This is a genomic window from Serratia sp. ME47, from assembly GCF_903970925.1.
GTDB lineage: Bacteria > Pseudomonadota > Gammaproteobacteria > Enterobacterales > Enterobacteriaceae > Serratia > Serratia ureilytica.
Window position 1 is genome coordinate 16553 of the sequence record NZ_CAJCKE010000020.1, and the last position, 10358, is coordinate 26910.

General features: G+C 52.5%; 12 protein-coding genes and 4 pseudogenes. 8 read left to right on the top strand and 8 right to left on the bottom strand.

The annotated features are described in order from the left end of the window. The first annotated feature begins 427 nt into the window (after positions 1–427). The 4 genes from H7A77_RS18290 (at position 428) to H7A77_RS18305 (ending at position 2196) form a co-directional block, all read left to right on the top strand. Positions 428–1279 (top strand): ParA family protein, encoded by an 852-nt coding sequence (locus H7A77_RS18290; RefSeq protein ID WP_094141486.1) that lies wholly within the window; start codon positions 428–430, stop codon positions 1277–1279. Beyond that, on the top strand, positions 1280–1573 hold the full coding sequence (locus tag H7A77_RS18295) for a hypothetical protein (RefSeq protein WP_080335483.1): 294 nt from the start codon (positions 1280–1282) through the stop codon (positions 1571–1573). Between the two features lie 65 nt (positions 1574–1638). Continuing rightward, positions 1639–1818, top strand: coding sequence for a hypothetical protein (locus tag H7A77_RS18300; protein WP_254922251.1), 180 nt, complete (start codon positions 1639–1641; stop codon positions 1816–1818). A 165-nt stretch (positions 1819–1983) separates the two neighbouring features. Further along, a complete protein-coding gene (locus H7A77_RS18305; protein ID WP_094141488.1) occupies positions 1984–2196 on the top strand; it encodes a hypothetical protein in 213 nt (70 codons plus the stop codon). An 85-nt stretch (positions 2197–2281) separates the two neighbouring features. On the opposite strand, the gene H7A77_RS18310 is transcribed toward H7A77_RS18305, so the two are convergent. After that, a complete protein-coding gene (locus tag H7A77_RS18310; RefSeq protein WP_141202226.1) occupies positions 2282–2482 on the bottom strand; it encodes a hypothetical protein in 201 nt (66 codons plus the stop codon). A 364-nt stretch (positions 2483–2846) separates the two neighbouring features. Between H7A77_RS18310 and H7A77_RS18315 the strand changes: the two genes are divergently transcribed. Further along, positions 2847–3557: a tyrosine-type recombinase/integrase gene (locus H7A77_RS18315; RefSeq protein WP_164058201.1), complete on the top strand. Its 711-nt coding sequence runs from the start codon at positions 2847–2849 to the stop codon at positions 3555–3557. 189 nt (positions 3558–3746) lie between these two features. Next, positions 3747–4283 carry a stationary phase growth adaptation protein gene (locus H7A77_RS18320; protein WP_094141490.1) on the top strand — a complete coding sequence of 179 codons (537 nt, stop codon included), beginning with the start codon at positions 3747–3749 and terminating at the stop codon, positions 4281–4283. Between the two features lie 541 nt (positions 4284–4824). Here H7A77_RS18320 and H7A77_RS18325 read toward each other — a convergent pair. The 6 genes and pseudogenes from H7A77_RS18325 to H7A77_RS18350 form a co-directional block, all read right to left on the bottom strand. Next, complete coding sequence (locus H7A77_RS18325) at positions 4825–5313, bottom strand: DoxX family protein (RefSeq protein ID WP_094141491.1); 489 nt, start codon at positions 5311–5313, stop codon at positions 4825–4827. Between the two features lie 152 nt (positions 5314–5465). Then, positions 5466–5705: pseudogene (locus H7A77_RS18330) on the bottom strand (Tn3 family transposase); the annotation flags it as partial. A 237-nt stretch (positions 5706–5942) separates the two neighbouring features. Next, positions 5943–6389: an Ivy family C-type lysozyme inhibitor gene (ivy, locus tag H7A77_RS18335; RefSeq protein ID WP_094141540.1), complete on the bottom strand. Its 447-nt coding sequence runs from the start codon at positions 6387–6389 to the stop codon at positions 5943–5945. Between the two features lie 90 nt (positions 6390–6479). Then, entirely contained in the window at positions 6480–7448 is a 969-nt protein-coding gene (locus H7A77_RS18340; RefSeq protein ID WP_094141539.1) for an ExeA family protein, read from the bottom strand. Next, positions 7438–8886, bottom strand: a pseudogene (locus H7A77_RS18345) (DDE-type integrase/transposase/recombinase); the annotation flags it as partial. The pseudogene H7A77_RS18345 and the gene H7A77_RS18340, both read right to left, overlap by 11 nt. Next, positions 8882–9153: pseudogene (locus H7A77_RS18350) on the bottom strand (recombinase family protein); the annotation flags it as partial. The pseudogenes H7A77_RS18345 and H7A77_RS18350, both read right to left, overlap by 5 nt. A 317-nt stretch (positions 9154–9470) precedes the next feature. Here H7A77_RS18350 and H7A77_RS18355 point away from each other — a divergent pair. Both H7A77_RS18355 and H7A77_RS18360 read left to right on the top strand, forming a co-directional pair. Beyond that, positions 9471–9638, top strand: a pseudogene (locus H7A77_RS18355) (ISNCY family transposase); the annotation flags it as partial. A gap of 28 nt (positions 9639–9666) precedes the next feature. Then, the gene (locus H7A77_RS18360) at positions 9667–9831 is read left to right on the top strand and encodes a hypothetical protein (protein ID WP_176445896.1); all 165 of its coding nucleotides are present in this window, start codon (positions 9667–9669) and stop codon (positions 9829–9831) included. Positions 9832–9925: 94 nt separating this feature from the next. On the opposite strand, the gene H7A77_RS18365 is transcribed toward H7A77_RS18360, so the two are convergent. Then, entirely contained in the window at positions 9926–10228 is a 303-nt protein-coding gene (locus H7A77_RS18365; protein ID WP_094141536.1) for a PerC family transcriptional regulator, read from the bottom strand. Between the last annotated feature and the right edge of the window lie 130 nt (positions 10229–10358).

Below are 10358 nucleotides of genomic sequence, written 5' to 3' on the forward strand. Positions count from 1 at the left end.
GCTGTTATCAGTTGCGGCGGGAAGACTTACTGCGGCTAAAGCACCCTGGAAGGTTGAACACGGATCAACCCGACACGACGGCGCGACAGCGGCCGGCGGGGCGTCAACAGCGTCCTGCAGCCTGGCTGCAGGACAGTGAGGGCGGCGCCGGCATCGCCGGCTGCAAGCGGGGTTGCGTGAGGATGGAAGCCCGCAGGGGGGAGACGGCCGGCCGGCTCCCTGCGCAGCACGACAGCCGTCCCCATCGGGGCACGCCCAGGAGACATTACGTACAGCACATACCTGGCACAAAGCAAATTAGAATACACTAGTAATCCATAATAAATACTTGTGTATTACATTTGTATTGCTATAATCCGTACAGGTGACGAAGTTACATCTGCGTCAAAACGTAATACAATAGTATTTCATTGAGAGGAAGATTCCGATGACAGAAACTCCTGTGCAGTCCATCCTCACGCCGCTGAGCAACACGGTGGCCAGCATCATCGCCATCATGAACAACAAAGGTGGAGCTGGAAAAACCTCCACGATCACTAACCTCGCCATGACTTTTGCTCAGGCAGGCCGTCGCGTGCTGCTTATCGATGGGGATCAGCAAGCCAACTCAACCGAGGTGATGGCCAACGGCAAAAAATACTATGCGCAATATGGCCATACCATCTGCGACCTGTATAACAACCCGCGCTTCAATATTTTTGATGCCATCATTCCGGCCGTCAGCGGCGAAGAGGTGATCGATAACCTGTTTATTATTCCTTCAGATCCGTCGTTTGAACGCGTTATGGAAAATTGCCTGACACGTCATCACCGGGAAAAAATACTTTCTCGGCACCTGCAGCCCGTGATGGACAGGTTCGACTATATTCTTATCGACTGCTCACCCGGTCTGAACCTGTCGACCACCAATGCAGCCTTTATGGCCGATCACGTGCTCATCCCGGTCGATGGCGGCAGCTTCGCCCTGACGGGGTTGGATGTGGTTCTCGACTACCTGGACGAGATCAGGGAGACCCGCTTTACCCAGTTCAGCGTATTCCGCAACGAGTACAATGGCGCCAAGAAGAAAATGAATACCTACCTTCACGATCAGCTGGCCAGCAACGATCGGACGAAGGATAACTACCTTAAAACCCGCATCCGCGCCGATGAAAACATTTCACAGGCACAGGTAGCCTGCGTACCGCTCTACTTTTATAACAAGGGCTCACTGGCCCTGAACGATTACCGCGCGCTGATGCGTGAACTCGAAACCGTCTTATCGAAAGAGGCTGCATAAATGGCTAAAGGCCCCCTCACCCGTCCCGCGATGGTCAAACCGGAACCTGCCCAGGGCGAGACTAAAACACGCCTTTCCAACGTAAAGGTTAACCGGAACAGAACGACCAGCGAGAACCCGAAGACCATCCGTATGACGCCGGCAGAAAAAGTCATGTGCAGCGAGCTGGTCGATGAGATCCAAGATCTGACCACCAAGACCATCACGGACTCGACGGTGTTACGCGCCGCACTGTACCTGGCCAAAGAAGTTGGCCCGGATAAAATGCTGGAGATGATCAAAGAGCACCTGTAATACAGATGAATTACACAAGTAATCTTTGTGAATTACATTAAGGAGAGAGAACGATCAGCGCTATCGTGACCGTCACCACCGAGTTAACCCAAAGCCAGGCGCTGGAACTGGCGCAGTTCGTCAAGCGCCTGACCTGGTCAGAAATTCAAGCTTGTGCTGTCGATGAAGACGAGACATATGAGATGAGGGATGCCGTTAACCTCCTGCAGAAGTCGCTGGCTGAAGCGGGTTTTAGCCCGCGCTGAAGTGATAAAGTAGTCTTTATGTATTACATAAAGACTACTTTAAGCAGGGCATCGGTGTCCTTAGCTGTGCCATGTATCATGACAGAGCGCCCTATTCAGCCCGGGAATGCATTACCTTAGTAATACACATGTAATCATTTTGAATTACACAGAGGAGCTGGGAGTGTGAACACTGTAGAGAAAATTCTAGACGGCATAGGGCTGAGAACCCAAGAGCTGAGTTCGCTTGACCAAACGGATAGCCTGATAGTTTGCCGTATTTTTGAAGCAGTGCAGGAGTACGCGATGTATCGCGATAAAAACCCAGAGTTAGAGATAGCGTGTGAGCAGATCCTGTTGGTGGTCAGAAGCCACCTGAACCAGAGTGTGATCAGATAAAAAGGCAACGCCTGCTCAAGGCCATCGATGCCGAATTGCGGCGCCGTAAACTTTAGGACTTCCGCCCGCCGGCATCACGACCACGTTAGCCCGCCCCCCTGAATGTCATTTTCTTCTTACTTTCTCCCCGCATGTAACCGAACAGGTAGAGTGTTTCGCCGGCGAGCCCGCGGCCGCCGATCGCCGCCAGCCCCGTTCCCGCCTGACGCGCCGATAAAATAGGGGACTTTTTGGCTATCGCCCGCCCCATCTTGTCTAAAATAGGGAGGTAACAACTTTCGCTCATTTCGAATTTTGTTACCTAAACATCGGTGCATCGGCGATTTATTCCCGTGGCGTCCGCTCTCCGGGGCTGTCAAAATAGACGACATCGGCAAGATTGCGCTACGCGAAAAATTTATAACGGGCAAGGGCATTACCCTGCAGATTTTTCACAGCGCACTGATGTAATACATCTGTATTTCACTTTTAAACGCCGCCAGGGGAATGCGCTCATCGGCAACCGACCAGGCACAGACCACATGCCGGCGCCCAACACACCGATGGCCATCACCCAGTCAGCAGGGGATCACCGGTGGATAATGTAATTCAACAGAATTACACATGTAATACAAAAGACATACAGAAACATTATTCAGAGGGGGGAAACCATGTTGATGACCAGCACCGATCGGCCGGTTGCCGTGACACAGTACGAGACCGCACTCGCGCTGCGGCGCATGGCGCAGCTGCAACCTTACCTCCCTAAATACCTGCTGGCGCCCGAGGTGGCGGTGTTGCTGCATTATCTGCCTGACGAGCGTCAGCGCATGTTGTATGCCACGTTGTGGAACACCGGCGCCCGCATTACCGAAGCCCTGACGTTGACGCCGGAAGATCTGCAGCTCGAGGGACCTCGCCCCTGTGTCCGCCTGCGCACGCTGAAACAGCGCCAGCGGGGCAGGGGACGGCCATCGGCAGATGAAAAGATAGCCCGGATAGTGCCGCTGCTCGATGCAGGCTACGTCGATCAGTTGCGCCGGTTCCTGGCGACATTCCGCCCCGGCCGGCGACGCCCCTTGTTTGACGTCAGCAGGAAAACAGCCTGGCTGTGGCTGCAGCAAGCCGTCGCGCGCGCCAGGGAGGAGGGGATTGAATTTGCGCTGCCGGCCATTAATCCCAAGACGCTCCGGCACAGCTTTGCGATGCACCTGTTTTTCAACCATGTACCGCCGAAAGTGGTGCAGACCTACATGGGCCATGAACGTTATGAAAGCACGGAGGTGTACCTGAAGGTGTTTGCACTGGACGTGGCGCCGCAGCTGGGAGTGACGTTCTCACTGGATCACCGCGAGTATACGCACCTGCTGATGCAAAAATAGAATACCAATGTATTACACTGGTAATTCATAATGATGTGATAATGTATTACATTATATGTACTGAAGCCGATGATAAGCGGGCTTTTATCCCGAGCAAGAACGTCGGTGCCACCTGTGTTAGCATGACGGCCATCCGTTATTTCGTGTGTCAGGATCATCCGGGAGAGTCATGTGGGGAGAGTTTAAGACGTGAAAATTGATGAGGTGGAAAAATGGCGTCCTTTCACCGATGCGGAAGGGTACACCTGGGACCTTTCCTTTCTTGACGCCCACGAAGTGATCTATACGCACCGCTGCGAGGGTAAGGCGGACAAGGTCTATAAATTCATCGTCTCCTACTCGTTTCACTGCTTTTGCAAAGATTACCCGGAACAGAGCGAAGAGGAGAAGCGGGCGCTGATGTATCACTCGCCTAAAGAGTCACGTCCGTTCTGCAAAAACCGCTACGGCCTGGCGCAACGCTACCTTAAAGACATGATACTGTCGTTGGATCGCCAGCGAATTATCCATGCCGGCTATGGCAGCTATGCGGTGATCGAGGCATTGAATGACGAGGGCGAGCGCTGCTATTACCACGTCCCCTTCAAAGCGTTCCGGGAACGGAAGAAACTCCGAATACACGTGACCAGCGCCTATGCGGTTGATGCCAAACCTGGGGGAGGAAAGGTGGGTTTCTTTGTTATCGCCAGCAAGCTGTTGGCCGGAAAGCCGTTACCACACCCCTGAAATAACAAAACCCACCTTAAGGTGGGTTTCGCCAGAGAGAACTCTGGTATTCAGAAGCGCCTTTACCGGACTTGGCCTGACCAACTTGCGTTGGTAGCGGGATGTCTGGGTTAACCAGTCTGCTGCATCCTTAACCATATTATAGAGACCTCGTACGTTATTGCAATCTAATATATCTGCTACAGTGTTATATCGCTTGTTGCCAGGATAATGAATACAAAAGAAATACACCTGTATTACATTTTGTGCAATGCGTTGCTGATCACTGTCCGGATTGCCAGTTACACTGAATGGTGATAGATCGCAGAGTCCCTTTAACCATTCGTCAAAACGGGCAGGGCAGACAACGTTGTTAGACAAGGGGTTCTGCGCCGGAACCCCAGTTTTTTCCGTTTTTCCGGTTTCAGCCCGGCAAATAGTGAATCTAATTCAATAAGTTCATTGCGGTTTTGGAAGGTATGATGCCCGTTCATGGTTAGCTAGCTCAAAAAAATGCGATTGAGTTTCCTAACCATGAACTGTCCCAGAAAAACGGAGCAATTCATTTGGGGCGGAGAGAATGCCCCCACAGGGCAAGACGTTGGCCAATAGGACGGTCAACGCTCAGTGGGCCGCCCCCCTGCACAACCAGCAGCAGGCAAATCACAATATAGGCAGACTCGGGCAGGTAAAACAGCCAACTGTACCAAGTAAGCAAATTGAGGTTTGCCGGAATATGGTGTAGTCCGACGGTAAATAGTGCTACCAGACTGATTATCATCAGCACCAGCGAGCTCAGGCGCGTCAGGAATCCCGCTGCCAGCAGCAGCCCGAACAGAGTTTCGCTGCCGGCAACAAAAAACGCCATAAATGCCGGGAACGGGATGCCTGCATCGGTAATGGTTTCCAGCATCATGGCCTGGTTTTCTGGCACAAAGACTTTGTTAAAGCCGGAGGCGAAAAAGAACATTCCGAGGGCGATGCGCATTATCCCTAGCGGAATAAAACTGCGGGTGCCCGGCGTCTGAAATAAAGCCTGCAAATAGGTCATAAATATTCTCCCTAGGTTATGGAATTTATTGCGACATAGCCTCAGATTCGCTGCGTTGTTGGAACATACTGAACGCAGCATTCCAGAGCAAGCGCTGTACAAAAAATTACATTCAGGTGTTATCCGCCGGGCCGGAACCACCGAAATTTTCGTTACCCCAGCTTCAGCCCGGCAACCAGCTCATCCAGGTCAATAACCTCATCGCTGCTCTGGAAGGTATAATGCCCGTTCAGCAAAATGTGCTGCCAGGCCACCGGTGATACCCTGGCCAGAGCTTCAATGCCCCTGGCATTGCCTTCCGCTTCCAGCCGCTCCAGCAATCGCGACAGGATCGCCGAGTTGTAATACACAATCGCGTTGGAAATCAGCCGCCCGCACTGGTTACTGATATCTGAAGCGGCTCGCATTTGAACCCCCCATGCTCCCGTTTATCGGATTTTTTTGCTCACATTAACTGCAAATGAAAATCCCCGCGTGCTCACATTAACTGCCACTTTGCTCGCGTTTATCTTTTCATGCTCGCAATCATCTTTCCCGTGCTCACAATAACTGCAAATCAAAATCTACCTCGGTGTAGGATTATCGGGATAATATGATAGTGGGGAAAATTTCCCCACCAGGTGCACCATCTATTTGAAATTGAAACTATCAGGGTGATTATCAAGACTGCCTGTCAGTGAAGCGAGCAGGACTGTCTTCCCATCAATCGACAAATCATCAGGTATGTTTAACCACTGTAGTTTTTCATTACCTGTTTTCTCATCTACCGACGAGAAAACACCCGCCATTTTCTTCGTTGCCGTGCCGTAAAGCACGGCGAACCGCTGTGAACCACAATCATGCGGTTTGCATGAATTCAGAACCAGATACTGATTGCCTGCGATGTTGACTTTCTGGCCCTGAGAGTCTGTCCCCCCCTGAGTTACCCATTTGGGTAAGTGCTGGTTAGACACCATTTTCTGAAACTCCGCCTTGGTATCCTGATCTGCCGCCAGTTTACTGATGGTTAGTTCATCTTGCGCATACGCGGATGTGGTCAAGCCTGCGAGGAATAGTGCAATGAGTGTTTTTTTCATAATATATCCTTTTTATCAATTGATTGTATAACGCACTTGCTCATTCTTCCCTTTACAGGAAAGAGATAGAATTGCCTGATAGATTGAGGATTATATTGGCAGCCCGATAGCCAGCAGCCGATCGCGAAACTCAGACGACCTAACCGGGTCGAGCTGATTATTGAAGAAAGCCCGGATCTCCGCCGGCCTAGCGTCAAACAGTTCCACCATCTCTTTCAGACGGTACCCATGACGCGTCAGGATCGGCTCCAGGTCGTTCAGCTGCCGCGAGAGTACCGATTCAATCAGCGATGCCGTTATCGGCTTCTCTCCGGTCTGATAACCGACCTCCATGGCCAGCGTCAGATGCAGCTGGATCTGCAATGGCGTGCGCAGTTTCTCAGCCAGCTGTTCGATGGCTTCGGTCGTCAAAATATCTTCCGGTTTGCCGCGTTCTGCGCTAGCACTGAGCAACCATTGAATATATTCCCGCTGGCTGCCGGTGATGCCGTCCAGGGTAAAGATATCGGTACGGTAGCCAATTTCTTCCATGGTCAGGCGGCGCAGATCGTTACGCAATTTGGGGTGACCGGCCAGCACGACTGACAATCGGCCCCCACCATCCTCCACGGTTTCCATCAGTCTCTTGAGTCCGATAAGCGTATGACCGTTCAGGTCGTGCGCTTCATCGACAAACAGCGCAACCGGGCGTTTGCCCTTCTTTACTAGTTTTTGCAGTTCCCGCTCACGCCGCTCGCCCTGTTTGGGGATTTGGACCACCTTGTCCTGAGTCAGATCGTAAAAGAGCGCGTTGATCAGCGTGGCAAGTTTAATCTTCTGCTTTTCTACCGACAGCGACCTGGCCACGATGACTTTCTTTTCTTCTTTGAGGAGTTGCTGCAGTCGGCGAAGCGTGACGGTTTTGCCGCTGCCCACCACGCCGCAAACGTCAACCAGGCGACCTTCTTCGATGGCACCCCGGATATCCTTGATAAGTTGCTTGTGGTGAGCGGTTTCATAATAGCCGGCCTGTACAATGGGCTGACTCAGCCCATAATGCTCCATTACCTCAACCCGCATGATCTGCTCCTGATAATCGGTTGCGGAAGTGTTCTCTGATACGGGCAAGGACCTCGCGGCGGATCAGCGTTTGCGTCAGGACGCCATCGATAAATGCCCGGTTGTCGTCCGAAAGTTTGGCCAGCGGCGTTGCCAGATCGTCGGCAATGGCCAGCTTGGCGGCGATTACCGTCGGAAATACGTATTCAGACTCCGTGATATCAAACGGCTGATGTTTTAATTCGTCCCCGGATTTGGGATTGTTGACCAGTTGAATATCACTGCCGGACAGCGCGCTGATGGGAACATTCAGCTGGACGGCCAGGGAATGGATCCGATCCGACCGCTCGGCCGTTTTCCCCCGACGAAATGTCCGATACCGGTGCAGGGGAACTGGGCCCGAAACGGGGAAATAGGGTCCCCATGTTTCATGGTCGAACTCCACGAACATTTCGTCGTTAAACAGACCCCACTTCAGAATAACGGTTTCGCCGGCCATATCCGGTTCGACTTCATAGACGGTACCGTCGACCGTCACGCGCGCATCACCCCCGACCTTGCGGGATTCCGGTTCGCGGGCAAAGCGCCGGTACTGCTCCCAGGTGCACATATCCCGCAGTCCTTCTGGCGGTAAATTCGCCACCCAGTCCTGGATGCGGGAGTGATTCTGGTTGCGGTGGGGCAGGTTGTTGTACTGCGTCAGGTAGTGCCAGAGCCATTCGTTGGCCTGGTGCTCCGTCTCCGGCTTATGGAAGTGGTAAAGGGTTTCATGCGCTTCCTTGACGGTTCGGCAGGGGCGCTCAACCTTGCCCTTGGCGCGAGCCGAGGTACGGGTTCCGTCCATGCCGGCGGGGGTATGCGTCTGCCAGTCAATATGCAATTCCCGCATTACGTTACTGAATACCCGGCTTTTGGCCACGGGGCCGTTGTCGAGATACAGCATCTTCGGGCGTCCCTGCAGATGAGGTTCCGGAAGCGATTTTGGTGCCATGGCATTGAACAAAAAGCGCAATGCCGATTCGGCATCTTCACCGTAACCGCAGCGATATTCCTGGTAGGTGACGCCACTGCGATCGTCCACGACGCTGAATATCGTCAGCGTCGGTACGCCTTTGGCAGGATCAACCCATTCTGGCCGCTCGATATGTTTGAGATCGGACGGAGACATATCGAACTGCCAGCAGTCGTTGCTGTATTCCGCGTGGAACCTGACTGCCGGCGGTTCCCGTAATAAACGGGATTGGTCGAGGCGAAACCGGGAAATATAACGGTCTGCCGTCTGGCGACGTAACAATCCTGGTGGCGCTTTGATCAGCCCCTGACCAACCTCGACCCCGTGCTCTTCGAGAAATTGTATCGCTCTGGACGTCGACAGGTGGCGACCGGATTTGTTGTTAGTGCGCAGTTTCAGGGCGACAATAATCTCGCAATACAACTCCAGCTCCGAGGTAGACAACATGTTGTTCCGTCGACTTGAGGGTGACGCCTTTCAGGTTCAGGGCAAAAACAATGTCCTGGGGTGCTGCCGGCGAGGCGGTCAATCCGCGTGACGGTAGGGTATCTCCTGGTTTCAGAAAGTCCAGCAACAGTTGCAATTCGGACGCCCCTTTCGGCTGGCACCACTGGTTTTTTCTGCACGAATAATTTCGCAGCCGGCATCGCGCAGGGTTTGAGTTTGTAAGGCTAGGTCCTGATCGTTGGTTGAAACGCGGGCGTACCCATACATAACGGCTATATTTGCGTGAAATGTCTTATTTGCCTCTAGATGGAAAAAAGTTAGCACGAGGACAGATTAAAAACAATCCTAATGAGACGTAAAAAGCGTCTCATGGTTTTTTCTTGTTGTGGTATACTCAAAAAGAATAATTAGTGGCGTCGGGAGGTGAATTTTGATTTGCAGTTATTGTGAGCACGTGAAGGATGATTGCGAGCATAAAAAGATAAAACGCGAGCACAGTGGCAGTTGTGGCAGTTGTGGCAGTTAATGTGAGCAAAAAAGCTGATAAACGCGAGCATGGGTGTTTTCAAACGCGAGCCGCTACAGGTATCCAGTTGGGTTTCCATCGCGGCATGGAAAAAGGGCGCCAAGAAGGTGAACGCGAAGCTGCACTGAAAATCGCCCGCATCACGCTAGCCAATGGCCTCGATCGCGATTCGGTTATGAAAATGACCGGTCTGACCGCTGATAACCTAGCGCAGATCCGCCACTAATCTTTTGCGTTGACGGGCAGGGTAGCCATTGACAGGTAACACCGCATCCGTTTCCCCGGAAAACACCACCTCAGCGCTCAGCCATCAGGCGTTCTGCGCCCTGGCAGCACTGGGGCTGGCTCGCCATGACGGTATCGCCGGCACGCCCTATACCGAAAACCTATTCCTGATCCGCTGGCTGGACATCACCTAAAAGCAAATCCCTAGGAGCGTGGCGATTGATATCCAGTGATTACAGTCGGTCGCGTCACCCAAATTGTGTTCGACGTAGACTCCTTCCTGTTTGATTATTCCATACGCCACAAATCCAAGTCGCTGGACATGCCATTTCTCGACACGAGCGCCGCGCCAGCCGACGCGTTACCGCCACTGACACGGCGGACCTGTGCTGGCGCCCGTGCAAGGCAATAGCGTAAGCGCTTCAGCACCGCTTCTATCACATGATCGTCTGACTCATGGAGAAGTACTTGCTGCCAGCGCGTTGCGGCACGCCGCCACAGCCCCCGCGACTCCAGACTCAGAGCCGTTTTATCATCAGCCAATGCAACAAAAAGCGAAGTGTTGCCACGACAATAATAATGTGCATTCATACAATCTCTCCTTATCGAGGATCTAGTATCAGTCATTCTTCTTATCGCTACTGGCGCACTTTTTAGCAAATACGTTATTCCAGATAATTCCATATTTACAATCATGAATATTCAAACCTCTGCAAGAAAA